This is a genomic window from Streptomyces thermoalcalitolerans, assembly GCF_039525155.1.
Taxonomy (GTDB): domain Bacteria; phylum Actinomycetota; class Actinomycetes; order Streptomycetales; family Streptomycetaceae; genus Streptomyces; species Streptomyces thermovulgaris.
Window position 1 is genome coordinate 25,411 of sequence record NZ_BAAAHG010000047.1, and the last position, 24,221, is coordinate 49,631.

Consider the following 24,221-nt stretch of genomic DNA (forward strand, 5'->3'; position numbering starts at 1 on the left):
CTTTCTCCCGGAAGACGGATACGCGACGGGTCCGCGCGGCGTCCCGCGCGGCCCGGGAGCATCCTTCCGTCTCGTGCCGCCGCACCCACGGCTGTCGTCGCCCCGGCGGAGCAACATCCGGCCCATTGCACCCGATCGGCCCACGTCTCGCGGTGCACGGGCTCGTGCGGCCGGCGGACGCCGGCTGCCCCCGTCAGCAGGGGGAGCCGGCCCCCGGGAGGGAGAGTTCCGCCCAGATGACCTTGCCCTGGGGCGAATAGCGGGTGCCCCAGCGTTCGGTCATCTGGGAGACCAGGAACAGGCCCCGGCCGCCCTCCTCGGTGGTGGCGGCATAGCGCAGATGCGGTGAGGTGCTGGTGCCGTCGGAGACCTCGCAGATCAGGGTGCGGTCGTGGATCAGACGGACGTGGATCGGCTCGCAGCCGTGGCGGATGGCGTTGGTGACGAGCTCGCTCAGGACGAGTTCCATGCTGAAGCCGAGCTCGGTCAGGCCCCACTCCTCGAGCTTGCCGGCGGCGGCGAGGCGTATCCCGGCGACGGCGGCCGGATCGGGCGGTACGTCCCAGTCGGCGACCCGGTCGGGCGGCAGCGCGTGGGTGCGGGCGATGAGCAGGGCGACGTCGTCCTTGGGCCGCGACGGCAGCAGTGCGTCCAGGACGGCCTGGCAGCTCTGCTCCGGCGGCCGGTCGGGGTGGCCGGCGAGGGCCTGGCGCAGCAGGTCCATGCCGACGTCCAGGTCGCGCCTGCGGTCCTCGATCAGGCCGTCGGTGTAGAGGACGATCTGGGTGCCCTCGGCGAGTTCGAACTCGGCCGTCCTGAAGGGCATGCCGCCCAGGCCCAGGGGCGGCCCGGGCGGCAGGTCGGGGAAGGTGACGCTGCCGTCGGGGGCGACCAGGGCGGGCGCCAGATGACCCGCGCGTGCCATGGCGCAGCGGCGGGTCACGGGGTCGTAGATCGCGTACAGACACGTGGCCCCGACGACGGCCGCGGCGGCGTCCGTGCAGGGCTCGTCCTGGTCGATTCTGCCGGCCAGGTCGTCCAGGTGGCTCAGCAGTTCGTCGGGCGGCACGTCGAGCGTGGAGAAGTTGTGCACCGCGGTCCGCAGCCGGCCCATCGTGGCGGCGGCGTGCAGTCCGTGTCCCACCACGTCGCCGACGACGAGCGCCACCCGGCCGCCCGGCAGCGGGATCACGTCGAACCAGTCGCCGCTGACGCCCGACTGGGCGGGCAGATAGCGGTAGCCGACCTCCAGGGCGTTCTGCTCGGGCAGGGCCCGTGGCAGCAGACTGCGCTGGAGAGTGACCGCCAGTGCGTGCTCGCGGGCGTACCGGCGGGCGTTGTCGATGCTGACCGCGGCCCGGGCGACCAGTTCCTCGGCCAGGGACAGCTCCTCCTCGTCGAAGGAGCCGCGCTCCTTGGAGCGCCAGAAGTTGACCATGCCCAGCACGACTCCGCGGGCCTGGATCGGGGCCGCGATGAGCGAGTGGATGCCGTAGTCCACGATCGCCGCGGCGCGCTTGGGGTCCTGCGCGTGCCAGCCCTGCTCGGCGGACAGGTCCGTCACCAGCTCCAGATGGCCGGTGTCGTAGCCGCGTGCCTGGGGCGTGGAGGGCAGGAAGTCGATCAGCCGGCCCTCCTCGTACAGGGGCGAGTCCTCCTGGATGCCGCGTACGGCGACGCGGCGCATGCCGGTCGCCGTGGTGGCCGGCTCCTCTCCGCGCAGGACGCCGTCGGCGAGGTCCACGGAGACGAAGTCGGCGAAGCGGGGGACGACGACCCGGGCGAGCTCGTCGGCGGTACGGGTCACGTCGAGGGTGGTGCCAATGCCCAGTCCGGCGTCGTAGAGCAGTTCAAGCCGTTCCCTGGCGGTCTCGGCCCGGCCGGAGAGGGCCTGCAGCTCGGTGGAGTCGCGCAGCGTCACCACGGTGCCCTTGGGGCCTCCGTCGCGGTCCGTGGGCCGCTGGTTGACCGCCAGCAGCCGGGCTCCGGCGAGGTGCACCTCGTCGGAGGCCTCCCGCCCGGAGGTGAGCAGCTCGACCATGTCCGCTTCCAGTCCCGGCAGCTGCGTCACCAGCTTGCCCTCGGCGTCCGGCGGCAGGTCCAGCAGCCGCCTGGCCTCGTCGTTGACCAGCAGCAGCCGTCCGTCGTCGTCGACGATGAGCACGCCTTCGCGCACGGAGTGCAGCACCGCTTCGTGGTGCTCGTACATCCGGCGCATCTCGTCCGGTGCGAGACTGCGGGTCTGCCGTCGCAGCCGCCTGCCGACCAGCGCCGTCACCCCGGTGGCCACGCCGAGGGCCGCCGCTCCGCCGATCAGGATGATCGGGATCTGCCGCTTCACCAGGCTGGTCACGTTCTTGACCTTCATCCCGGCGGAGACCAGGGCGACCACACGTCCGCCCTCGTTCCGGACGGGAACGGTGGCCTGGACTTCCTGGCCGAGCGGCCCGTGGACGCTTTCGATGTAGGTCTTGCCGGCGAGCGGCGGCCCGATGGTCCCGACGAAGCGATGGCCGATGCGGTCGGGCAGCGGATGGGTGTACCGGATGCCCTTGGTGTCCATGACGACGATGAAGTCGATCCCCGCCGCTGTGCGTCCCGCCTCGGTGAGCGGCTGGAGCACCTTCGACGGGGAGGGGGTCCGCAGCGCGTCCAGGACGCCCGGTGAGTGCGCGAAGGTCTGGGCGACGGCGAGGGACCGGCGCTCGGCCTCGGCCCTGGTGTCCCGCTGCGACTGCAGCACCAGGGCGATGACCGCGGAGGCCACCAGCAGCACCACCAGCGCCACCTGCAGCACGAACACCTGTCCGGCAACGCTTCGCGGACTCTTTCCCGCCAGCGAGCGCCAGGGTATGCGCCGCAGGCGGGTGGAAGCTTCAACCATTTGGCCTTTGTAGCATCAACCCCCATGAATAGTCACGACTCGGACATCTACTCGATCGTCGCGAGGTCGTTTCCGCAGGTCGTGCGGCAGTGGCTCGAGGGCTGTGCGGCACCGAAAGGACCCTCGGCGGCGAAGGCCCGGGCGGCGAAGCGTTCGCCGATGCGGCGGTGGGTCTCGGCGTCCGGGTGCAGGCCGTCCGGCAGCGGCAGCTCGGCGTGGTCGGCCTCGCCGTAGAGATCACGGCCGTCGAGATAGTGCAGATGGGGGTCCTCGGCCGCGCGCTGCCGGACGATCCGGGCCAGCTCCTCCCGGATGACGGCGAGGGCCAGTTTGCCGGCCGCCCGTTCCGCGGGGTCGCCCGCGGCCCGGAACCGCAGCCGCCCGGCGCCCAGGGCGGCGAGGTCCGGCACGCTGGGGCCGGGGGTGTCCTCGTGGAGGGGACAGTACAGGGGCGAGACGACCAGGAGAGGCGTGGTGGGGCGGCCCTCCCGGATGATGTCCAGGAAGCCGTGGACCGCGGGCGCGAAGGCGCGCAGGCGCATCAGATCGGTGTTGACCAGGTTGATGCCGATCTTGATGCTGATCAGATCGGCGGGGGTGTCGCGCAGAGCGCGGGCGGTGAACGGGTCGAGCAGGGCGCTGCCGCTCAGCCCCAGGTTGATCAGGTCCACGCCGGCCAGGGAGGCGGCGAGAGCCGGCCAGGTGGTGGCCGGGCTCGCCGCGTCGGAGCCGTGGCTGATCGAGCTGCCGTGGTGGAGCCACACCCTGCGGCCCCGGTCCGGTACGGGCTCGACGGGGGCATCGGTGCGCAGCGCGACGAGTTCGGTGGTCTCGTTGTGCGGAAGCCAGATCTCGACGTCCTTGAGGGTGCCGGGCAGACCGGTGAAACGGAGGGTGCCCACCGGGCCGGGCCGGTGCTCGGCGGTGCCGGTGACCATGTCGACGGTCAGGGTGTTGCCGCCCGTCACACTGCCCCGGCCGGCCGGACGCCCGTCGATGATCAGGTCGTACACGCCGTCCGGGCGGGGCGGGGCGCCGGCGTAGCGCCGCTTGGTGGGCAGGGTGTCCAGTTCCACGGCGGTGGCCCGGGTGCGCAGGACCAGCCGTACGCCGGAGGGCTGGGACTCCGCCATGGCGAGCTGCGGGTCGGCGCACTGGGCGCGGGCCCGGGCGGGCAGCCGGTGCGGCAGGAGGCCGTGCGCGGTGCGTTCCAGGTCGAGGGCGCCGCGCAGGAGGTCGGCGGTGAGGGGGGTGGTGATCCAGTCGCGCTCGGTGTTCATGTCCTCAAAAGGTCGACGGGGGTGCGGGGTCATGGGGCGCGAGCCGGGGCCAGTCGCGCAGCATCGCGTCGAGGCGGTCGAGGATCCACACCCAGGTCTCCTGCGAGTCGGGGGCGCTGTGGCTGAAGCCTCCGGCCAGCTCGAGGCTGACGAAGCCGTGGAAGACGCTGCCCAGCAGGCGGACGGCGTGCGTCTGGTCCGGTTCGGTCAGGTCGTAGCCGCGCAGGATCGCGCGCATCATCTGCGCATGCCTGCCCCCGGCGCTCGTGGCCGCCGTCTCGGGGTCGAGCCGGAGCCGCGCCGCGGCGTAGCGGCCGGGATGTTCACGGGCGTAGTCGCGGTAGACACCTGCGAAGGCGATCAGGGCGTCCCTGCCGGCCCGTCCGGCCAGCGCGTCGGCGGCCCGGTCGGCGAGTTCCTCCAGGGCGAGCAGGGCGATCCTGGTCCTGAGGTCCTGCGAGCTCTTCAGATGCGAGTACAGGCTCGCGACCTTGACGTCGAACCGCCGGGCGAGCGCCGAGAGGGTCACCTGGTCGAAGCCGACCTCGTCGGCCAGCTCCGCTCCGGCCCTGACCAGGCGTTCGGTGGTCAGCCCCACGCGCGCCACACCGCCTCCTTCCGTGCGTCCTTCATCTGCCTTGAAGCATTCAACACCTGCCTAATGACTTTAGGCAAATGCCATCTCCGTATAGCCCGACGGGGATGTCCGTCCGGTCCGGACCGGCATCCGGTCGTCCGGTCCGGCCGAGCCGCTTCCCGGAACCGGACGCGCGGCTGTTCCAGACCGCTGCACGGCGCGTCGCGCATCGCACGGGGAATGACGCACGAGAACGGCAAAGGGCGCCGGAACGCCGCGGCCGGACCGGACGACCGGATGCCGGTGGCCGGGGCGGTTCCCGCTCATGCGTCCCCGGCGTCTCCCGCGCCGGCGGCGACCGGACGCAGGGCAGCACCCTCGTGGACGGAGCGCCCGCTCCGGCCGCGAGGGACCCGGTTCCAGCCGGGCCGACGGGTTCCTCACCCGCTGCGGCCCGGCCCCGCGCACGGCGGGGTCAAGGCGTGACCGCACGGCGCGCCGCGTCCCGGGCGAGGCGGGCCGCGGCGTACTCGGTGCCGGCGACGAAGCGCATCATCGGCCCGAACATCGGGGCGGCGAGCGAGCCGACGAAGTACAGGCCGGGCACCGAGGACTCGAACCCCGCACTCAGGTGCGGGGCCCTCGAGCCGGGCACCTGCCGCAGCGCACGCCGTACCTCCGGGGACAGGAAGGGGAGCGCGTCCAGGTCGAGCCGGTATCCGGTGGCGGCCAGCACATGGTCGACCTCGAGGACCTCCGTGCGGCCGCCCGGCCTGGCAACGGTCAGCCGTACGGCGTCGCCGGACGTCTCGGCCCGTACGACGCGGCGTGATGTGCGCACCGGTACGACGCCCTCGACCCGGTCCCGCAGCCACCATCCGCCGGAGGGCCGCAGCGCGCGCCGGAACAGCAGCAGCCGGGCCGCCGGGGGCAGAAGCCGCACTCCGCCGGGCGCCCGGCAGACCGCGGCCAGGATCCAGCCGGTGCCCAGGGGCGAGCGGGGCCTGCAGATCCGCCGTGCCCAGGACCGGGCCGGTTCCGGCACCGTCCCCCACAGCACGCTCTTCTCCCGGACCAGCACCTGCGTCCGGGCGCCGGCCTCGTGCAGCAGCGCGGCGCTCTCCAGTGCGGACTGACCGCCGCCGATCACGGCGATGCGCCGGCCGGCGTACCGGGACAGGTCGGTGTGCTGGCTGGTGTGGGACACCGGGGCTTTGACGCCCGGACCCGTGGGTGCGAGCCGCCGCAGCTCCTCGGGGATGTGAGCCAGTCCGTTCAGACCGGTGGCCACGACCACGGCTTTGGCCGTGAGTTCCCGGCCGTCGTCCAGCCGTACGGTGAACCCCGGGCCGGACGGGTGCGGCCGGACGGACACCACCCGTACCGGCTCCACCTCGCCGACGTACCGTTTCTGGAACCACTGCCCGTAGCGGACGAACACCTCGCACGGGATCGGCGTCAGCTCGGTCAGCTCCGGCTCGCCGTGCATCCGCAGGAAGTCCGCCAGCCGCCCGCCGGGCTCCGGCGCGGACAGGTCGACGGCGTCGGGCGTCGACTTCAGGAACATCCCGGTCGCCATGGCGTGCCGCCAGCTGCCCATGACCTCCCCGAACACACGCACCGGAACTCCCGCGTCCCGCAGATGCGCGGCGACCGACAGCCCGTACGGCCCGGCGCCGATCACCACGAACGGAAGCGTCCGGCTCCCCGCCGGCGCTCCTCCGGAGGCAGGCCGCTGCCCCGGAAACGACTGCGTCATGCATCCCCCCATCGGTCCCCGCCGCCCCTCCCCATGGCCGGCGTGACACTCCGGACGGGCGCGCCGGCAAGCACCGTCGCGCACCTCCCCCTTCCGCCGCTCAGTGTTACCCATGGGCGGGTGCCGGAATGCGGCATTGGGGCACGTTGCCGAAAAACGGTCGGGCTGTTCTCATGCGGACTCCCGCCGTCCGGGCGGAGCGGCGGGAGTCGGCGGTCGGGTTCCGGTCAGTGGTCCGTGGCGGCCGGGGAGCCGACCGCGGGGGGTGCGGTCATCAGCTTCCCGAACAGGGCCATGCAGGTGGAGCAGTGCCCAGCCCGCTGTGCGCTCGCGCCGTCGACGTGCTGACTGAGGGTCTGGCCGCACAAGGTGGTGGTCGTCCGTTTGGCCATGACGTGCCAGACCAGTGTCCCTCCGGGCTTCTCGGCTCCTGCACACATCTCGTACATGATCGGCTCCACTCCCTCGATGGACGCCTCTCTCGCTCCAGGAGACCCCGGAGGGGCCATTCGTACGTCGTTACGAACGGCCATTCAGGTGAAAAGTCCGCCGGGGAACGGACCCGGCCGCCGGGCCCGGTGTCACCGCTTCGTGCCGTTGTGCCGGGCGATACGGGTGATACGGGCGGCACTGCGCTTGCCCACCGGGCCCCATCGCACTCCGGACCGCTCCGTGACGGTCCTCACGGTCTCCGGGCCGCGCCGGCCCGTCCGGCCGGGACCGCGGGCCCGCGCGCCCTCGCCCCTTGCCACCGGTTTCTCACCCTTCCCACCGGGTTTCCGCCGGGCGCGCCTTTCGCGTGGGTGTCTAACGCATCACACGAAACCGGGGACGGCATGCCGTATCGCGCCATGAACCGCCCGATCTCGTCGCAGAGCGTTGCCGGACGCCGTTTTTCGCTACCGGCAGTAACATGCTCAACTTTGACGCAGGTGCTTCCTACTGACGAGTAGGGCCCACCTCGCTGTCAGACACCTCTCTGCGAAGGATCCCTCATGTCGTCTTCGGATGATGCTCTGCAGCAAGCACGTTTCGACTACGAGGAACACAGGCGCACCTGCCGCCAGTGCCATGCCCACGGCGCCCAGTGCGCCGTGGCCAAGCACCTTCTGCGCATCTACAACAACGCCCGCAGGGGTCTCAGCCGCGCCCAGTAGACGCCCAGTGGATGACGAGATGCCCAGTGGATGACGAAAGGGCGGCGGCAGGACCGGAAAACCGGTTTTCCGGTCCTGCCGCCGCCCCTTTGTCTCACGGCCGGTGGAGCGCCCTCCTCACGGCCGGTGGAGCGTCACGCGGCGCTGCGCCTGATCCGGCGGAGCAGGACGAAGCCCACGATCACCAGCACCGCTCCGGCGGCAGCCGGCCACAGCTGGGCTCCGGTCGAGGCGAGACCGCCCCTGACGGCCTGGGGCTCGGTCTGCGCGCCCGCGAGCAGGTCGCTGTTGCCGGGGTTCGGCGTCTGGGTGGGCGTGCCCGCCTCGCCGCCCGCGGGCGCGGCGTCCGCGGTGTCCTGGACGGCCGGACGGGAGGTGTCGGCCTTGGGCTCCACGGCACCGGGAGCGGTGGACGCCCCGCCGTTCGCCGGCTCCTCGGCCGGCTGCTCGCCGCCCGCCTTGCCGTTCTGGCCGTTGTCCTTGTCGCCGTTGCCCTTGTTGCCGTTGTCGCCGTTGCCCTTGCCGTCCTTGCCGGCACCCGCGCCGTCGTTGCCGCCGGTCGACGGCTCGGTGGTCTGGGTCGGCTCGTCCTGCGGCTCCTGCGGCTGCTCACCGGGCTCGCCGCCCTGGCCGGCGCCGGCACCGCACTGCTTGCCGCTGTTGATGCAGTCGACCACCTCACGCATCAGCTCGTCGTCGAAGACGTTGATGAAGTCGCTGTGGTCCGTGATCGGCTTGTGCAGCTGCTCGGGGAAGGAGTCCACGGCGAACAGCGGAGTGGTCTTGCCGCCGTCCTCCAGGCTCGGGGCGTCGACGTCGTAGACGATGCGCTGCACCAGCTGCGGGATGGCCCGGAAGCCCTCCGGGCAGTTGCCCTCGGCGTCGGCGAACGCCACATGCGTGCGGTGGTTGGCGCTGTCGGTGTTCCGGCCGTCCCAGCAGCTCTGGAACTTGAAGGTGCGCACCACGTCGCTGCCCTGCGGGCACAGCGGGTACTTGTCCTTCAGCTGCCGGTCCTCGAACCCGGTGCAGGACCAGGAGGCGTTGGCGTTGGCTGGGCCGTTGACGAACGACTTGGCGTCACCGGTGATGATGCGCAGGAAGCGCGGCATGGCCGTCACCTTGCTGCGCGGGTTGCCCTCGAAGGTCAGCGTGACCTCCTTCGGCGTCACGATCCTGCCCACGTTGCCCTCGAGCCCGCCGCCGGGCGAGTTGGCGTCCCGCTCCTGGGTGCCGTCCTGCAGGCGCAGCACGGGCCAGAAGTAGCTGGACTTGTCGCGCTGGTCCTGGCAGGTCGTCTCGGCCTGGGCCAGGTCCTCGTCGCTGGCGAAGGCGGTGTTGGCCTGGTTGCCGACGTAGTCGTGGAAGTGGTGGGCGCCGTTGGCGACACCGGGGGCGACGATCACGTTGTCGGAGTTGAACAGGCCGTTCTCGTTGACTCCGCAATCGGTGCTGAAGGTGCCGCGGGAGGCGTTCTCCCCCTCACGGGGCTTCGTCACATTGGGCTGCACGGTGGTGATGTCCGCGTAGTCCGCGACGACGGGGCCGTTGCCGGCCTGTCCACCGTTGCCGCCCTGCTGCCCGTCTCCTTGCTGACCCTGGTCCTGGCCGTTCTGCCCCTGGTCGTTCTGCCCCTGGTCCTGGCCACCCTGGTCCCCGCCGGACTGCTCGCCCCCGTTCTGATTGCCGCCGTTCTGATTGCCGGCGTCCCGCAGGGTGCAGGCCGCGAGGTCGTCGAGTCCCTCCGGACGGTCCCCGGCACGGTCGATCGCGTCCGCGATACGCCCGATCGTGCCGGCCCGCTCCTCCTGGAGCGGTTTCATGATCTTGCTGTTGACGGTGGCGGCGTCCATCCGGCCGTCCTGGACCGCGCTCTGCACCTGCTGGTACGCCTTGGCGATCTGCTGGTCCAGTACCGCGAGTTGCTTGTCGACCTCTGCCCTGGCCTCGTCCGGCACCTCGGTGATCCGGGTGCTCACGTCCGGGCAGTTGATCGTGGCGCCTGCCGCCGCCCAGGTCTGAGCGGAACCCGACTCGGACTGTCCGCCGAGGACGCCTTCGGTGGCGGAGGCATACACGTTGGCCGCCATCAGCCCGCCTCCGCCCAGGATGAGCGCCATCGCTCCAAGCGTGGCGCGCCTCGGACCTTTGGGTCGTCTGCGCGTGTTGCGTCTCACCGAAGTTCTCCTACGCGTTGTGGACGGGCATGGGAATCCCCCGTGCCTCATACGGAGTCGAGCGCGGGAGTGTTCAACGACCCCAAAAAACTTCATGGACATCTCATGTCACACGGATGTCACACGGAGCGGGGACGGCCGGAGCGACAAGACGAAAGCCCCGCATCCGGGGGGAGGCGGGGCGTGTCCACGAGCGTTGGGCAGGCCTTGCACCTGCATCTCCCCGCAGGAAGCGGGGCGTCTTTCCTTGGACGACCAACGCACGGCCGAGTCCCGGGAGTTCCGGCGGCTCGCTCGGGCCGAGCATAGTCCACGGGCACGGATCCGGCGTGCCGCCGCACGGGCCCGAGGCGTATCGGGAGGGGTTCACCCGGGTGGCGGACCACCCTGCGGCCCCGTTTTCGGACTTCGGTTGCCGGGATCGGCTGACGCGCCGTCGCGCTTCTCCCACATACCGTCATAAAGCGTGTGTTATTCACTCATGAACACATATACGCGGCGCACCCTGCTCAGTGCCTCGATCGCGGCTGCCGGTGCGGGACTCCTGTCCGGTTGTTCCGGGTCCGGCTCCTCGGAGTCCGGCCCGCGCACGGGGTCCGCGCGAAGCTCGGAGCCCGCACGGAACTCCGGGCCCGAACGGAACTCAGGTCCCGGACGGAACTCCGGGCCCGCGGAAGGCGGTCGTGGCTTCGTTCCCAAGGGGCCCGAGGGGTATGTGAACCCGTCCGACCCCGAGGTCCTGGCCGTTGAGAGGGAGCGCGGGTCCGGACCGGTGCGCACCTTCAGGTTCACGGCCGCCGAGACCTCGGTCGACCTGGGCGGAAAGACCGTCAGAACCTGGACGTACGGCCATGATGTGCCCGGCAAGGAGGTCCGGGTCACCGCGGGCGACATCCTCGATCTGACGCTCGTCAACCATCTGCCCGTCGGCACGACACTGCACACCCACGGGGCGCGGCTGCGCTGCGACATGGACGGCGTGCCCTGGCTGACCCAGGCGCCCATCGAACCCGGCGCGGATTTCAGGTACCGCTTCGCCGTGTCCCACCCGGGCACGTATCTGCTGCACTCGCACGAGGGCATGCAGCTGGACCGCGGCCTGTACGCGCCGCTGATCGTGGAGGACCCCAAGGAGCCCCTGTCGTACGACAGGGAATGGGTGGTGGTCCTGGACGACTGGCTGGACGGCGTGGCCGGCTCCACCCCGGACGGCGTACTCCTGCAGCTGCACAAGGGCAAGGCCCCCCGCATGGACATGGGCGGGGGACCCTCGGGGCACGCCCACCACGACACGCCCGCCCGTGGCCCCTCCCGGATCCTGCGGCACTCCCACAGCACGCTGCTGGACGGCATGGGCGGCAATGTCGCCTACCCCTACTACCTGGTCAACGGCCGTCTCCCCCACGCCCCGTCGGTCTTCCGGGCCCGGCCGGGCGACCGCATCCGGCTGCGGATCATCAACGCCGGCGGCGACACCCCCTTCCGGGTGGCCCTCGGCGGCCACGAGCTGACGGTGACGCACACGGACGGCTATCCGGTCAAGCACCGTACGACGGACGCGCTGCTGCTGGGCATGTCCGAGCGCTACGACGTCCTCGTCACCGCCAAGGACGGGGTGTTCCCGCTGGTCGCGCTGGCCGAGGGCAAGAACGCCCGCGCGCTGGCCGTGCTGAGGACCGACCGGAGCAGGGGCCTTCCGCCGCCCTCCGTCCACCCCGACGAGCTGGACAGGCGGGTCGTGCCGGCCCGGCGCATGGCCCCCGACGACTCGGTGGCCTACTCCGACCGCGAGCCGGACCGGCACATCCGGATCAAGTTGACCGGCAACATGAAGCAGTACAACTGGGCGTTCGACCACCGGCCCTACTCGGTCGAGCAGCGCCATCCCGTCCGCCAGGGCGAACGGGTCCGGCTCACCCTGATCAACGCCACCGACATGTGGCATCCCATCCACCTGCACGGCCACACCTTCGCGCTGATGGGTTTCGGCGACACCGGCACCCGCAAGGACACCGCGATCGTGCTGCCGCACCGCAAGCTGGTGTTCGACTTCTACGCCGACAACCCGGGTCTGTGGATGCTCCACTGCCACAACCAGTACCACTCCGAGTCCGGCATGATGACCATCCTCGGCTACCTCAAGAATTGACACGGGTGCCGCCGCCCGCGGGCGTCCGCCGCGCCGGCGGGCGCCGTCACTCCTTCGGAGGGTTCCGGCGCGCGGGGACGGTACGGGGCCCCGAAGCTGGGGTCGGACGACCGCCGTCCGAGGGTGCCCGCCGAACGGGTGATTCCGAGGACCTGGCCGCTGGGAGGGCCGATCACCGATGAGGCTTGTCGTCGACCTCAACAAGTGCCAGGGATACGCGCAGTGCGCGTTCCTCGCGCCGGACGTGTTCACCATGCACGGCGAGGAGTCGCTCGTCTACAACCCGCGGGTGGGCACGGAGCAGCGGGAGAAGGTGGCGCGCGCCGTCGCGGCCTGCCCGGTGGGCGCGATCGCGGTGGAGGGGCTGCGGGAGGCGCCCGATGCCGGGTGAGGAGTTCCACGAGTGGCTCCGGCGCGAGGGGCGGATCGTGATCGTGGGCGCCTCGCTGGCGGGACTCAGGGCCGCCGAGGCGCTGCGCGCCGGGGGGTTCGCCGGATCGCTCACCCTGATCGGGGACGAGCCCTACGAGCCGTACGACCGTCCGCCGCTGTCCAAGGCGGTGCTGCTCGGCAAGGCCTCCCCCGAGCACACCGGGCTGCCCCGGCTCCGGGAGATCGACGCGACCTGGCGGCTCGGGGTCGCGGCGACCGGACTGGACATGGCGGCCAAGCGGGTGCGGCTGGCCGACGGCGAGGAGGTGCCCTACGACCGGCTGCTGATCGCGACCGGTGTACGCGCCCGGCCCTGGCCGAAGGAGGACGAGGCCCAGCTGGACGGGGTGTTCGTGCTGCGCACCCGGGACGACGCCGTACGGCTGCACCGGCGGCTGGCGGCCTCGCCGCACCGGGTGTTCGTCATCGGTGCCGGTTTCACCGGGTCGGAGATCGCCTCCGCCTGCCGGGCCCGGGGCCTCGCGGTCACCGTGGCCGAACGCGCGGACGGGCCGCTGGTGGGCGCGCTGGGCGGGGTGATCGGCGCGGTGGCCGCGGATCTGCACCGCGACAACGGGGTGGACCTGCGCACCGGGGTCACGGTCACCGGCCTGGAGGGAGATGCGACGGGGCGGGTGCGGGCCGCCCATCTGTCCGACGGCTCCGTCGTCGAGACGGACGTCGTGGTGGTCTCGCTGGGCGCGATCCGCAACACCGACTGGCTGGCGGGCTCCGGGCTGGGCGCCGGGCCGCGCGGCATCGCCTGCGACGCGGGCTGCCGGGCCTTCGACTTCCGGGGCATCGTCACCGACGACATCTTCGTCGCCGGCGACGTCGCCCGCTGTCCGCATCCGCTGTTCGGCTATCAGTTCCTCTCCCTGGAGCACTGGGGCAACGCGGTCGCGCAGGCCGAGGTGGCCGCGCACAACATGATCAGCGCCGGTACCGACCGGCGCCCGCACCTGTGGATGCCCGCGTTCTGGTCCTCGCAGTTCGGTGTGAACATCAAGTCGGTCGGCGTGCCGACCATGGGCGAGGAGATCATGATCACTCAGGGGTCGCTCGCCGAGCGGCGGTTCGTCGGGGTGTACGGCCACCAGGGCCGGGTGATCGCGGCCGTGAGCTTCGACAACTCGCGGTGGCTGGAGTTCTACCAGCGGCAGATCGAGACGGGCGCGCCGTTCCCGGTGGAGTACCGGACGGTGGACCGCCGGCCCGAGGGCCGCACGCCGATGCCGGCCGACTTCCCCGACCCGTCGCTGCCGACCCACGGTCCGACCGTGACGCTCAGCGGTTACTCCCCGGCCGACCGGCAGCTGGTCTTCACCCCGGCCCGCCACTGACCGGCCACACGCCCTGCCCGGCCCTCTCCGCCCGGACCATCCCGAGGACCCGTCATGACGCAAGCTCCGCTCCTGCGCCGTATCACCGACCACGCGAGCCGTGCCCATCCCTATCCGCTGTACGAGGAGCTCCGCAGGACCCCCGTGCTGCAGGAGGAGGAAGGCGGTCCGTACGCCGTCAGCTCGTACTACGACATCCTGGGGCTGCTCCACGACCCTCGGGTCAGCTCCGACGCCGCCCATCTCACCGCCCCGGACGACGACGAGCTGTCGGAGCCCGAGGTCACGGGGCTGCCGCCGAGCTTCATCCGGCTGGACCCGCCCGAGCACGACCGGCTGCGGCGGATCGCCAACAGATCCTTCGGTCCGCCGCACCGGCCGCACCGGATCGACTCCCTGCGCGGGGAGCTCGCCCGGATCGTCACCGGGCTCATCGACGGCCTCGGCGACGCCCGGCAGATCGACGTCGTCGACCAGTTCGCCTATCCCTTCCCGGTGACGGTCATCTGCCGGCTGCTCGGGGTGCCGCGCGAGGACGAGTCGCGCTTCCGCGGCTGGGTGGACCGGATCGTCGCCGCCCTCGACCCGGACATGCGGCAGAGCGGCGACTCCGGGTTCCTGCGCACCGCGCAGGAGGCGCGGATGCAGCTGGGCATGTATCTGGCCGAGCTGGTCGAGCAGCGCGCCAGGGAGCCCCGCGACGACATGCTGTCCGACCTGATCGCCGACCACGGCCCGGACGGGGCCATGTCGACGATGGAGGTGCTCAGCACGGCGGTGCTGCTGCTGATCGCGGGGCACGAAACGACGGTCAACCTGATCGCCAACGGCATGCTCACCCTGCTGCGCCACCCGGAGTTCCTGCACCGGCTGCGCGAGGATCCCGCGCTGTCCGTCCGGATCGTGGAGGAGCTGCTGCGCTACGAGCCCCCGGTGCAGCTGCTGCCGCAGCGCACCTGTGTCGCCGACATCGAGCTGCGCGGGATCACGATCCCCAAGGGCTCGAGGATCTGGCTGGTCCTCGCCGCCGGCAACCGGGACCCGGAGCGCTTCCGGGACCCCGACCGGTTCGACCCCGACCGCGAGGACCTCGGGCACCTCGGCTTCGGCAGCGGCATCCACATCTGCTTCGGCGCACCGCTGGCCCGTCTGGAGGCCCAGTTCGCGCTGGCCGAGCTGGCTCGCCGTCTGGACAACCCCCGCCTGGTGGAGGATCCGCCGCCCTACCGGCGGAACGCGGTGCTGCGCGGCCCGCGCCATCTGCGCATCGCCGTCGACGCGGTACGTCCGAGCGAGGCGGTGCGTCTCTAGAGGTGCGCAGGTGCGCTTCCGCATCTCCAGGAGTGCGTTTCCAGGGGTGTGCCTCCCTGTCGGGGGATGCGCCTCCCATCGCCCCGAGGGGACGTGTCTCCCCGGCGCCCCGCACAAGGACGTCGGCCGCGGAATCCTCTGAATGTTCTCCCCAGGCTAGACATTTTCCTAAAATCGGACAAAATGGCATATGTTTGTCCAGCGATTGCAAGGAGCCGCACCCTCTTATGGCGCATGGAGCCTCCTCCAGCCCCACCCCGCCTCCTCGTCCCGACCTGAATCTGGCCCGCACCTGCGACCACTGCCTGGGCTGGGGAACCGTCGTCACCCGCGACGGCAGGCACGACCTGTGCGAGGCGTGCCAGCGGGGTCCCGGCGACGGCTCCTCCGCACGAGTGGTGCGCCGCCCGCCCCAGCCGTAGCGTCGTGCATGAGTCACGACGCCGTCGGCCGGGAGTGAACATGGGCGGACAGTCAGTGAGGACAGCGGTCACGCTCTGCGCCGCGGGCCTGCTCGCCGCGAGCATGAGCACGGCGGTCACCGCATCGGCCTCCCCCGCGCACACGCGTCCGGCGCATCCCACGGGGCAGCCGGACGACAAGCCGGTGCTCGTGGACTGTTCCTTCGAGCCCCGGACCCGCCCCGACACCTTCATCCTCGCCTGCGGTGACGGCAACAGCCGTCTGTCCTCCCTGCGCTGGTCGCAGTGGAACGGCGAGTCCGCGGTGGCCAGGGGGGTCAACTCCGTCAACGACTGCAAGCCGTACTGCGCGGCCGGCACGTTCCACTCGTACCCGGTGATCGTGCGGCTCGACCGCCCGGAGCCCTGGAAGAAGCGTCCCGGCACGCAGCACTTCACCCGGCTGAGCCTGGTCTTCCCGGCCGCGCGGCCGGACGGCTACCAGCGGACGACGACCTATCCCCTCTGGGGCTGAGCCCCGTCCCCTCCGGCGCCGAGGACGTCCGCTGAGGACGTCCTCGCTCCCGCTCACTTGTTTCACGGCGGTGTCACGGGGGACTCGGAGGACCCGTTCCGGCTCGTCCCCGAGGAAGTGCTCCGTATGCGCCCAGTGACCCAGGGCCTGCCGGCCGGTGCCGCGGACACGCCCGCGGCGGACCCGGCCGCCTGCGGGGACATGCCGCTGCGCGGCTCCAGCGGGGTGCCGGACCGGGTGGCCGGACCGGTGCCCGGCACCGCTGCCATGACAGGCAGTGACGTCCCGGCCACCGCCCTGGGGGTGACCGGTCCCGCCTCGCGGGGCCGGAAGCCGTGGGCGTCAGACGTCGTACCGCATCCGGTGTACGGCCTTGCCACCGCCTCGGTGCACCGGGCCCTGCGCTGAGCGGACGGATCGCGAGAGCAGAGGAAGACCGTGACCTTGCGCATCGGGGCAGAGGAAGAGTTCCACGTGCTGGACGTGGAGAGCGGCCGGCTGGTGCCGCGCGCCCGCGCCGTACTGGGCCGGCTGGAGGGACCCGGGTTCACGGCCGAGTTGCAGCCGTCGGTCGTGGAGAGCAACAGCGGGGTGCACGACACCCTCGACGCCCTCCACGCGGACCTGGCCGCCTCCCGGCGCAGGCTGGACGCGGCGGCCTCCTCACTGGGCCTGGTGTCGGTGGCCGCCGGCACCGTGCCGCTGGCCCGGGTGACCCCCGGCCAGGTCACCGCGGGCCGCCGCTACCGGCACATGGCCGACGAGTACCGCAGGGTCGCCGACGAGCAGCTCATCTGCAGTGCGCAGGTGCATGTCGACGTACCCGACCGGGACACCGCCGTGCGCGCCATGTGCCTGGTCTCGCCGTGGCTGCCGCCGCTGCTGGCGCTGTCCGCCAGCTCGCCCTTCTGGCTCGGTGCGGACACCGGCTACGCGAGCTGGCGCACGATGCTGTGGCAGCGCTGGCCCACCGCCGGGCCGGCCGGCCACTACCCGGACGCCGCCGCCTACGACGCCGCGCTGGAGGAGCTGATCCGCATGGGCGTCATCAGCGACAGCGGCATGATCTACCACGACGTACGGCCCTGTGCGCACCAGCGCACGCTGGAGCTGCGGATCTGCGACGCCTGCCCGCGCGTGGAGACGGTCGTGCTGGTCGCGGGACTCTTCCGGGCCCTGGTGCGGGACGCGTGCGACCGGCTGGCCCGGGGGAACGGCCCCTGGTGCGACGGCCGCCACGCGTGGCTGCGGGCCGCCACCTGGCGGGCCGCCCGCTCCGGCCTCGAAGGCCCGCTGATCGATCCGGTCACCCGGCGGGCCGCCCCCGCCCGGGTGGTGCTGCACGGCATGGCGGCCCGGCTGCGCCCGGCGCTGGAGGCGTCCGGCGACTGGGAGACGGTGCAGGAACTGCTCGCCCGGGCCCTGGCCGACGGCAGCGCCGCGCACCGGCTGCGGCGGGCGGCCCAGGCCGAGGACCTGCTCGCCGGCGTCGACCTGCTGGTCGCCGAGACCCGCGGCGTGCCCGCCCCGCGCCCGGCCGCGCCGGCCGGACCCCCCCGTGCCCACCGCCCCAGGCCGGTCGCCGACGGGGCCGGAACCTGACGGGCGGCGCCCGCCGCCCGGTGTCCGCCCGCCCGGCCCGCCGCACCGCCCGTCGCCCCCAGGGCCGCACAACCGTTCGAGGAGAGGCATTTCCGCCATGTCCCACGCCCCCGCTTCCCCCACCGCCTCCGACCGCCCGGCCGTTCCCGGGGCCTGTCCAAAACGCCCCGTCGTCCGTCCGCAGGACGGGCGCCGTGACGCGGGCGCGAGGCCCCGGACGGGCTCCGGCGCCGCCGTGGAAGGGAGGGCCGTCTGATGTGCGGGCTCAGCGGCGAGATCCGCTTCGACGGCAGCAGGCCGGATCTGGCCGGGGTCGAGCGCATGACCGACCGGCTCGCCCCCCGCGGACCCGACGGACGCGGGCTGTGGTCGCAGGGCCCCGTCGCTCTCGGACACCGCCGGCTGAAGATCATCGACCTGTCGGACAGCGGGGCGCAGCCGATGGCCGATCCGCGGGCGCGTCTTGTGGGCGTGTTCAACGGGTGCATCTACAACTACCGGGCCCTGCGGGCCGATCTGACGGCCCGCGGGCACCGGTTCTTCTCGGACTCCGACACCGAGGTGGTGCTGAAGGCGTACCAGGAGTGGGGCGCGTCCTGCGTCGAGCGCTTCCACGGCATGTTCGCCGTCGTGATCGTCGAGCAGGACAGCGGGCGGACGGTCCTGATCCGCGACCGGCTGGGCATCAAGCCCCTGTATCTCGCCGGGTCCCCCGGCCGGCTGAGGTTCGCCTCCTCGCTGCCCGCGCTGCTGGCAGGCGGCGGCGTGGACACCTCGCTCGACCCCGTGGCGCTGCACCAGTACCTCAGCTGGCACGCCACCGTGCCCGCGCCCCGCACCGTGCTGGGCGGCGTACGCAAACTGCCGCCGGCCACGGTCCGGGTCGTCGAGGCCGACGGCACCTGCCGCGACCACTGCTACTGGCAGCCCCGCTACACCCGCCGCCCGGAGCACGCCGGTCTGACCGCCCAGGACTGGACGGACGCGATCCTGCAGGCCCTGCGCACCGCCGTACGCCGCCGGACGGTCGCCGACGTGCCGGTGGGCGTGCTGCTGTCGGGCGGCCTGGACTCCAGCCTCATCGTGGCGCTGCTGGCCGAGGAGGGGCAGGAGGACCTGGCCACCTTCAGCGTCGGCTTCGAGTCCGAGGCCGACGAGGAGGGCGACGAGTTCTTCTACTCCGACCTGGTGGCACGTCACTTCGGCACGGACCACCACCAGCTGATGGTCCCCTCCGACCGGATCTCGCAGGCCCTCGACGGGGCCGTGCTGGCCATGAGCGAGCCCATGGTCAGCCATGACGTGGTGGCCTTCCACCTGCTGTCCGAGCAGGTGGCCAAGGAGGTCAAGGTCGTGCAGAGCGGCCAGGGCGCCGACGAGGTCTTCGCCGGCTACCACTGGTATCCGGCGATGGCACGGGTGCCGCGCCGGCGGGCGGCCGAGGCGTACGCCGAGACCTACTTCGACCGGTCGCACGCCGACCTCGCGCGCATGCTGGAGCCCGCCGTGCTGCCCGCGCGCGACGTCTCCGGCGACTATGTGCGCGCCCACATGGACGCCCCGGGCGCCGAGACCGCGCTCGACGCGGAGCTGCGGCTGGACACGCACGTGATGATGGTCGACGACCCGGTCAAGCGGGTCGACAACATGACGATGGACTGGGGGCTGGAGGCCCGGGTGCCGTTCCTCGACCACGAGCTGGTCGAACTGGCCGCCGCCTGCCCGCCCGGACTCAAGCTCGCGGACGGCGGCAAGGGCGTGCTGAAGGCCGCGGGCCGCAGGATCCTGCCGCGGGAGGTCGTCGACCGGCCCAAGGGCTACTTCCCCGTCCCGGCGATCAAGCACATGGCCGGGCCGGTGCTGCAACGGGTCCGCGAGGCCCTCTCCGCCCCCGAGGCGAGAACCCGCGGCGTCTTCCGCCGTGCCTGCGTCGAGGAACTCCTCGCCGCTCCCGACACCCACCGCACCCGGCGCGGAGCCAACGCGCTGTGGCAGGTCGCCTTGCTGGAGATATGGCTGCAGACCCACGGGATCCGGTGACCGGCACCTTTCTGCCGCCGCCCCCGGACCGGGCCGGCGGTCCGCAGGACCGGGCCGCGGCGGACGGGGCGGGAACAGCCCGGGCAGAGGGTGCGGACCCTTTTGTGCACCCCTGTGTGCGTGCGGTCGCCACCGAGCTGCCCGGTGGGGTGTGGCCCGTCGAGGCGCAGCCCTCGCCCGAGCCCGTGCTCCTGCCGGACGCGGCCGTCCCCGTGGACGCGCTGCCGCCGCTGCTGGTCTCGCACGGGTGCTGGTACCCGTCGGTGGATCCCGACGGACGGCACGTAGCCTTCGTGTGCGACCGGACCGGTGTCCCCCAGCTGTGGACGGGACCGGTCGACGGCGACGACGTGCACCTGCTGGACGCCGACCCGCATCCGGTCGTCGAGGTGGCCTGGTCGCCCGACGGGCAGTGGATCGCGTACACCACCGCTCCGGGCGGCGGCGAGCACACACGCGTGCTGTGCGTACGCCCCGACGGCACGGAACGGAGAATCCTGGCGGGCGGCGAGCCGGGGGGCTCCGCCCACCTGGGCTGCTGGACGCACGACGGTTCGGCGCTCGCGGTGACGGTCGCCGGAACTCCCCGGGGCCGGGCCGTGCACGACGGCCGCACGGCCCTGCTGACCGCGCCGCCGCACCCGCCGGCCGCCGCCGGGGACCCGGCCGTGGCCGCCGAACCCCTGCCCAGGACCCTGTCGGCGTACCTCGTCGCCCCCGACGGCTCGGCCGCCCCCGTCCTGCTGGCCAGCGAACGCGACGCCGCCTCCCTGCGGGTGTGCGACGTGAGCCGGGACGGACGGCTGGTGCTGCTGCGCCGGGGGCCGCGCGGCCGGCGCGAGGCGCTCGTCGTCCGTACACGCGATCTGCGGGTGACCTGCGAGGTGCCGGTCGCCGACGGGGACCCCTGGATCGGCGCGTTCACGCCGGACGCCCGCACCCTGTGGCTGCGCAGCGACCACGCCCGGGAACACGCCGCCCTGTACGCGGTCGCCCTCGACCGGCAGGGCCGCCGGCTGAGCCTGACGGTGGCCGCCGGACGCGACGACAGCGGCCTGGAGCTGCTGGCCCTGGACCGCGACGGCCGCAGCGCCGTGCTGTCCTGGAACGTCCGCGGTGTCAGCGAGCTGGAGGTCGCCGCGCCGACCGCGCCCGGCAACGCCGGGCCGCCCCGCGCCGTACCGCTTCCCCACGAGGTCGTCACCAAGGTGGCCGTCACCCCCGACCCGGACGCCCCCGTCGTGGCGCTGTCCGGATCGCTGCGCCGGCCCGGTGTGTGGTGGCTGCCCCAGGGCACCGCCCTGCGCACCGCGTGGTCCTCCCGCGACGAGGACGTCGCCCCGGGATCCCACCCTCCCGTACGGCCGGTGCCGATGCGCCCGGTCGCACGGGACGGGCTGGACCTGGGCGGCTGGTACTACCGGGCACCGGGCCGCCCGCCCACGGAGCCCGCACCGTGCGTGCTGCATCTGCACGGCGGTCCGGAGGAGCAGGAGCGCCCGGTGTTCGACCCGCTGTACCACGAGCTGCTGGGCCGGGGACTGGACGTCTTCGCCCCCGATGTGCGCGGCTCCTCCGGGTACGGCCGCTCCTTCGTCGACGCGGATCTGGGCAGGGGGAGGTTCGCGGCGATCGACGACGTCGCCGACTGCGCCTCCCACGCCGTTCTGGAGGGCCCGGCCGACCCGCACCGGCTGGCCGTGATGGGCCACTCCTACGGCGGCTATCTGGTGATGGCGTCCCTCGTGTGGCATCCGTATCTGTTCCGCACCGGCGTCCCGGTGTGCGGCATATCGGACTTCACGACGTTCTTCGCCGGCACCGAGCCGTGGCTGGCCCGGTCGGCCGCCTACAAGTACGGACACCCGGAGCGCGACCGCGAGCTGCTGCACGAGCTGTCGCCGATGAGCCGTGTCGACGCGCTGCGCGTCCCGGTGCTGGCCGTGCACGGCGAGCACGACAGCAATGTGCCGCCGAGTGAGTCCGAACAGTTCGTACGGGCCGCGCGGGAGCGCGGGGTGGAGGCGAGGCTTCTCGTCCTGCGCGACGAGGGGCACGACTTCCGGCGCTCGGACAGCCTCAGGACCTTCCGCAGGACCGCCGCCGACTGGATCCAGCGCCACCTGGCCGACTGACCGTCACCGCCTTCCGCACCGGGGTTTGGCCACCGGCTTCCACGGCTACTCCTATGATCTGACACATACCGCGCCCAGGAGCCCCCGATGTGGAAACGCAGGAAGCGGGCACGGCCATCCCGGCCGCTGCCGTCGGAGCTGTGCGATCTGTGCGGTGCGGTCTTCCCGGAGAACGAGGCGGTGCGCGGTCGTGTCGCCGACTCCTCCGCCGTCCATCCCACCGACGACTGGGCCGACGGCCTGCGCCGTGTCGTCGCCTGCTGCGAGGAGCACCTCGAGGCGATCCGGAAGAAGTACGAGGGCCGCGCGTTCGTGCCGGAGGAGCTGTGGGCCGCGAAGATCGGCCGTGCCCTGAGCGGCGGCACCCGGTCCCTCACCATGGGGCAGCTCGGCTGCCGCACCGGCCTGCAGGAGTCCCAGATCCGGCGTGCCATCGCCTGGCACAACGCGCATCTGAGGCAGCGGCCCGAGCCGTGAGCGTCCCGCAGCGGACCGGCCCGGGGACGGGCGGCGTCCGGACGGGCCTCCCCCGCCGAACGGGCCTCTCCCCTGCCGCGAGCCGGCCGTCCTTGCCCTCGCTTCCCTCTCCCGTCCTTCTTTTTTTCTTCTCTTTTCCTTCTCTTTCTTCTCCTCCCTCCCTTCCCTCGCTTCCTCCTCTCGTGCTTCTCTTTTCCTCCCCCGTACGGGGAGCTGGGTCCTTCCCCCCGTACGGGGGCCGGCCCTCGCCGGCCGGCCGGTCACCTCAGGACGATCGAATGGGGCCCCTGGGGGACGAGTTCGCCGATCACCGGATAACCGGGGATCTCCCCGGCGACGAGGAGACCGCCGGAGGTCTGGGCGTCGGCCAGGAGGAGGCGGGTGTCGGCGTCCGTGCCGCCGAAGTCGGTGTGCGGGGCCACCCACTGGAGGTTGCGCCGGGTGCCGCCGCTGACGTAGCCGTCGCGCACGGCCTCCCGGGCTCCGTCCAGGTACGGCACGGCGGCGGTGTCGACCACGGCCGTCACGCCCGAGGCGCGGGCCAGCTTGTGCAGATGACCGAGGAGGCCGAAGCCCGTCACATCGGTGGCGCAGGCGGCACCGGCGGCCAGGGCGGCGGCGGAGGCGTCGCGGTTGAGGGCCGTCATGGTGGCGACGGCCTGGGCGAACCGCTCGCCGGTGGCCTTGTGACGGTTGTTCAGCACCCCCAGGCCGAGGGGCTTGGTCAGGGTCAGGGGCAGTCCGGGGCGCCCGGTGTCGTTGCGCAGCAGCCGCGCCGGGTCCGCGAGACCGGTGACGGCCATGCCGTACTTGGGTTCGGGGTCGTCGACGCTGTGCCCGCCGCCCACGTGGCAGCCGGCCTCGGCGGCGGCCTCCAGCCCGCCGCGCAGCACCTCGCGGGCCAGGTCGAGGGGCAGGACGTCACGCGGCCAGGCCAGCAGGTTGACCGCCACGACGGGACGGCCGCCCATCGCGTACACGTCCGACAGCGCGTTGGCGGCGGCGATGCGCCCCCAGTCGTAGGGGTCGTCGACGACCGGGGTGAAGAAGTCGGCGGTGGCGACCACGGCCTGCGCGACGCCGCTCTGCGCGGGCAGCGTGACGACGGCCGCGTCGTCGCCCGTGGCCGGCCCGACCAGCAGCGGGGTGTCGCCGGCGGCCGGGAGCGCGGCCGACAGCCCGCCGAGCACGTCCTCCAGCTCGCCCGGCGGGATCTTGCAGGCGCAGCCGCCGCCATGGGCGAACTGTGTGAGTCGTACGGGGGTGTCGGCGGTGGCGGTCATGCCGGGTCTCCTGCTCTCACGTCGGTTTCCGTCATGGTTCCGTGGTCCGGCTCCGCGGTCCTGTACGGCGCGCCGGGTGCCGTCGTACGGGTGCCGTCGTACGGGCTGCTCCGGCGCGCCGGTGTCCGCCGGCGTGCCGTGCGGGGCCCTTGCGCATAGCCTGTCGGGCGGTGGAGGCGTGTGGGTGCCTGGTGGCCCTCCCGGTCTTCAAAACCGAGGTGCCCGAGGATCTCGGGCAGGCGGGTTCGATTCCCGTCCGCCTCCGTCTCCCGCGGTGTCCGTCCGGCAGCGTCTGTACCGGTCGTCCACCCGTTCGGTGTGGCCGTGCGCGTCGAGGAACTCCAGCAGCGGCACGGCGACCCTGCGGGTGGTGCCCAGCGCCTTGCGCGCCTCGCTGAGGGTGAAGGGCTGCGGCAGGCGGCGCAGCACCTCGGCGGCCCGGACGTCCGCTCCCGGAAGCAGCACGATTCCGTCGCCGATGCGCAGCAGCGCGCCCGCGGAGACGGCCGCGGCCAGGGCCCTGCGGTCGAGCCCGAGCCGGGCGAGGCGGTCCGCCTCCGGTGCGCGGAACGGTGCCCGCTCCAGCTCGCGCCGCACCGCGTCGACGGCCGCCCGGACCGGCGGGGGCAGGGTGGGGCCGGGGCCGGCGGGGCCGTACAGGCGTCCGGCGCGGCGCCGC

Annotated in this window: 19 protein-coding genes, 1 tRNA gene and 1 pseudogene; 13 read left to right on the plus strand and 8 right to left on the minus strand. The window is 72.7% G+C overall.

Going from position 1 to position 24,221, the window contains the following annotated elements:
* Nucleotides 1-193: 193 nt before the first annotated feature.
* The 5 genes from ABD224_RS22870 to ABD224_RS22890 all read right to left on the minus strand — a co-directional run bounded on the left by ABD224_RS22870 (nucleotide 194) and on the right by ABD224_RS22890 (nucleotide 6,949).
* Complete coding sequence (locus ABD224_RS22870) at nucleotides 194-2,884, minus strand: SpoIIE family protein phosphatase (RefSeq protein ID WP_344052886.1); 2,691 nt, start codon at nucleotides 2,882-2,884, stop codon at nucleotides 194-196.
* 47 nt (nucleotides 2,885-2,931) lie between these two features.
* Nucleotides 2,932-4,164: a GDSL-type esterase/lipase family protein gene (locus tag ABD224_RS22875; protein ID WP_344052888.1), complete on the minus strand. Its 1,233-nt coding sequence runs from the start codon at nucleotides 4,162-4,164 to the stop codon at nucleotides 2,932-2,934.
* A gap of 4 nt (nucleotides 4,165-4,168) precedes the next feature.
* Entirely contained in the window at nucleotides 4,169-4,771 is a 603-nt protein-coding gene (locus tag ABD224_RS22880; RefSeq protein WP_344052890.1) for a TetR/AcrR family transcriptional regulator, read from the minus strand.
* A gap of 445 nt (nucleotides 4,772-5,216) precedes the next feature.
* Nucleotides 5,217-6,425: an FAD-dependent oxidoreductase gene (locus ABD224_RS22885; protein WP_344052923.1), complete on the minus strand. Its 1,209-nt coding sequence runs from the start codon at nucleotides 6,423-6,425 to the stop codon at nucleotides 5,217-5,219.
* Between the two features lie 302 nt (nucleotides 6,426-6,727).
* Entirely contained in the window at nucleotides 6,728-6,949 is a 222-nt protein-coding gene (locus ABD224_RS22890) for a hypothetical protein (RefSeq protein WP_344052892.1), read from the minus strand.
* A gap of 546 nt (nucleotides 6,950-7,495) precedes the next feature.
* On the opposite strand from ABD224_RS22890, the gene ABD224_RS22895 reads away from it, so the two are divergent.
* A complete protein-coding gene (locus tag ABD224_RS22895; protein ID WP_344052894.1) occupies nucleotides 7,496-7,657 on the plus strand; it encodes a hypothetical protein in 162 nt (53 codons plus the stop codon).
* Between the two features lie 134 nt (nucleotides 7,658-7,791).
* On the opposite strand, the gene ABD224_RS22900 is transcribed toward ABD224_RS22895, so the two are convergent.
* Nucleotides 7,792-9,777, minus strand: a complete 1,986-nt coding sequence (locus ABD224_RS22900; protein ID WP_344052896.1) for a DUF1996 domain-containing protein — start codon at nucleotides 9,775-9,777, stop codon at nucleotides 7,792-7,794.
* A 538-nt stretch (nucleotides 9,778-10,315) separates the two neighbouring features.
* Here ABD224_RS22900 and ABD224_RS22905 point away from each other — a divergent pair.
* From ABD224_RS22905 to ABD224_RS22955, 11 genes are all read left to right on the plus strand, one after another.
* Nucleotides 10,316-11,983 carry a multicopper oxidase family protein gene (locus ABD224_RS22905; protein ID WP_344052898.1) on the plus strand — a complete coding sequence of 556 codons (1,668 nt, stop codon included), beginning with the start codon at nucleotides 10,316-10,318 and terminating at the stop codon, nucleotides 11,981-11,983.
* 178 nt (nucleotides 11,984-12,161) lie between these two features.
* The gene (locus ABD224_RS22910; RefSeq protein WP_344052900.1) at nucleotides 12,162-12,374 is read left to right on the plus strand and encodes a ferredoxin; all 213 of its coding nucleotides are present in this window, start codon (nucleotides 12,162-12,164) and stop codon (nucleotides 12,372-12,374) included.
* On the plus strand, nucleotides 12,364-13,758 hold the full coding sequence (locus ABD224_RS22915) for an NAD(P)/FAD-dependent oxidoreductase (RefSeq protein WP_344052902.1): 1,395 nt from the start codon (nucleotides 12,364-12,366) through the stop codon (nucleotides 13,756-13,758). The genes ABD224_RS22910 and ABD224_RS22915 overlap by 11 nt, the downstream gene beginning before the upstream one ends.
* A gap of 54 nt (nucleotides 13,759-13,812) precedes the next feature.
* On the plus strand, nucleotides 13,813-15,069 hold the full coding sequence (locus tag ABD224_RS22920) for a cytochrome P450 (RefSeq protein ID WP_344052903.1): 1,257 nt from the start codon (nucleotides 13,813-13,815) through the stop codon (nucleotides 15,067-15,069).
* A 227-nt stretch (nucleotides 15,070-15,296) separates the two neighbouring features.
* Nucleotides 15,297-15,491: a hypothetical protein gene (locus ABD224_RS22925; RefSeq protein ID WP_344052904.1), complete on the plus strand. Its 195-nt coding sequence runs from the start codon at nucleotides 15,297-15,299 to the stop codon at nucleotides 15,489-15,491.
* 40 nt (nucleotides 15,492-15,531) lie between these two features.
* A complete protein-coding gene (locus tag ABD224_RS22930) occupies nucleotides 15,532-16,005 on the plus strand; it encodes a hypothetical protein (RefSeq protein WP_344052906.1) in 474 nt (157 codons plus the stop codon).
* A 126-nt stretch (nucleotides 16,006-16,131) separates the two neighbouring features.
* A complete protein-coding gene (locus ABD224_RS22935) occupies nucleotides 16,132-16,413 on the plus strand; it encodes a hypothetical protein (RefSeq protein ID WP_344052908.1) in 282 nt (93 codons plus the stop codon).
* Nucleotides 16,414-16,443: 30 nt separating this feature from the next.
* Nucleotides 16,444-17,607, plus strand: a complete 1,164-nt coding sequence (locus ABD224_RS22940) for a carboxylate-amine ligase (protein WP_344052910.1) — start codon at nucleotides 16,444-16,446, stop codon at nucleotides 17,605-17,607.
* Between the two features lie 255 nt (nucleotides 17,608-17,862).
* Nucleotides 17,863-19,647, plus strand: coding sequence for an N-acetylglutaminylglutamine amidotransferase (locus ABD224_RS22945; RefSeq protein ID WP_344052913.1), 1,785 nt, complete (start codon nucleotides 17,863-17,865; stop codon nucleotides 19,645-19,647).
* On the plus strand, nucleotides 19,620-21,782 hold the full coding sequence (locus tag ABD224_RS22950) for a S9 family peptidase (RefSeq protein ID WP_344052915.1): 2,163 nt from the start codon (nucleotides 19,620-19,622) through the stop codon (nucleotides 21,780-21,782). The genes ABD224_RS22945 and ABD224_RS22950 overlap by 28 nt, the downstream gene beginning before the upstream one ends.
* A gap of 87 nt (nucleotides 21,783-21,869) precedes the next feature.
* Complete coding sequence (locus tag ABD224_RS22955) at nucleotides 21,870-22,259, plus strand: hypothetical protein (protein WP_344052917.1); 390 nt, start codon at nucleotides 21,870-21,872, stop codon at nucleotides 22,257-22,259.
* Between the two features lie 260 nt (nucleotides 22,260-22,519).
* Here ABD224_RS22955 and selD read toward each other — a convergent pair whose 3' ends face one another.
* Nucleotides 22,520-23,542, minus strand: a complete 1,023-nt coding sequence (gene selD, locus ABD224_RS22960; RefSeq protein WP_344052919.1) for a selenide, water dikinase SelD — start codon at nucleotides 23,540-23,542, stop codon at nucleotides 22,520-22,522.
* Nucleotides 23,543-23,714: 172 nt separating this feature from the next.
* Between selD and ABD224_RS22965 the strand changes: the two genes are divergently transcribed.
* Nucleotides 23,715-23,807, plus strand: a tRNA-Sec gene (locus tag ABD224_RS22965).
* A 47-nt stretch (nucleotides 23,808-23,854) separates the two neighbouring features.
* Here the strand turns inward: ABD224_RS22965 and ABD224_RS22970 are convergent.
* Nucleotides 23,855-24,139, minus strand: a pseudogene (locus ABD224_RS22970) (SelB domain-containing protein); the annotation flags it as partial.
* Nucleotides 24,140-24,221: the final 82 nt, after the last annotated feature.

Coding starts and splice junctions, on each gene's coding strand:
- ABD224_RS22915 (WP_344052902.1), top strand. CDS start 12,364: ATGCCGGGTGAGGAGTTCCACGAGTGGCTCCGGCGCGAGGGGCGGATC.
- ABD224_RS22875 (WP_344052888.1), bottom strand. CDS start 4,164: ATGAACACCGAGCGCGACTGGATCACCACCCCCCTCACCGCCGACCTC.
- ABD224_RS22870 (WP_344052886.1), bottom strand. CDS start 2,884: ATGGTTGAAGCTTCCACCCGCCTGCGGCGCATACCCTGGCGCTCGCTG.
- ABD224_RS22905 (WP_344052898.1), top strand. CDS start 10,316: ATGAACACATATACGCGGCGCACCCTGCTCAGTGCCTCGATCGCGGCT.
- ABD224_RS22900 (WP_344052896.1), bottom strand. CDS start 9,777: ATGGCGCTCATCCTGGGCGGAGGCGGGCTGATGGCGGCCAACGTGTAT.
- ABD224_RS22945 (WP_344052913.1), top strand. CDS start 17,863: ATGTGCGGGCTCAGCGGCGAGATCCGCTTCGACGGCAGCAGGCCGGAT.
- selD (WP_344052919.1), bottom strand. CDS start 23,542: ATGACCGCCACCGCCGACACCCCCGTACGACTCACACAGTTCGCCCAT.
- ABD224_RS22925 (WP_344052904.1), top strand. CDS start 15,297: ATGGCGCATGGAGCCTCCTCCAGCCCCACCCCGCCTCCTCGTCCCGAC.
- ABD224_RS22950 (WP_344052915.1), top strand. CDS start 19,620: ATGGCTGCAGACCCACGGGATCCGGTGACCGGCACCTTTCTGCCGCCG.
- ABD224_RS22930 (WP_344052906.1), top strand. CDS start 15,532: ATGGGCGGACAGTCAGTGAGGACAGCGGTCACGCTCTGCGCCGCGGGC.
- ABD224_RS22920 (WP_344052903.1), top strand. CDS start 13,813: ATGACGCAAGCTCCGCTCCTGCGCCGTATCACCGACCACGCGAGCCGT.
- ABD224_RS22895 (WP_344052894.1), top strand. CDS start 7,496: ATGTCGTCTTCGGATGATGCTCTGCAGCAAGCACGTTTCGACTACGAG.
- ABD224_RS22955 (WP_344052917.1), top strand. CDS start 21,870: ATGTGGAAACGCAGGAAGCGGGCACGGCCATCCCGGCCGCTGCCGTCG.
- ABD224_RS22890 (WP_344052892.1), bottom strand. CDS start 6,949: ATGTACGAGATGTGTGCAGGAGCCGAGAAGCCCGGAGGGACACTGGTC.
- ABD224_RS22910 (WP_344052900.1), top strand. CDS start 12,162: ATGAGGCTTGTCGTCGACCTCAACAAGTGCCAGGGATACGCGCAGTGC.
- ABD224_RS22935 (WP_344052908.1), top strand. CDS start 16,132: ATGCGCCCAGTGACCCAGGGCCTGCCGGCCGGTGCCGCGGACACGCCC.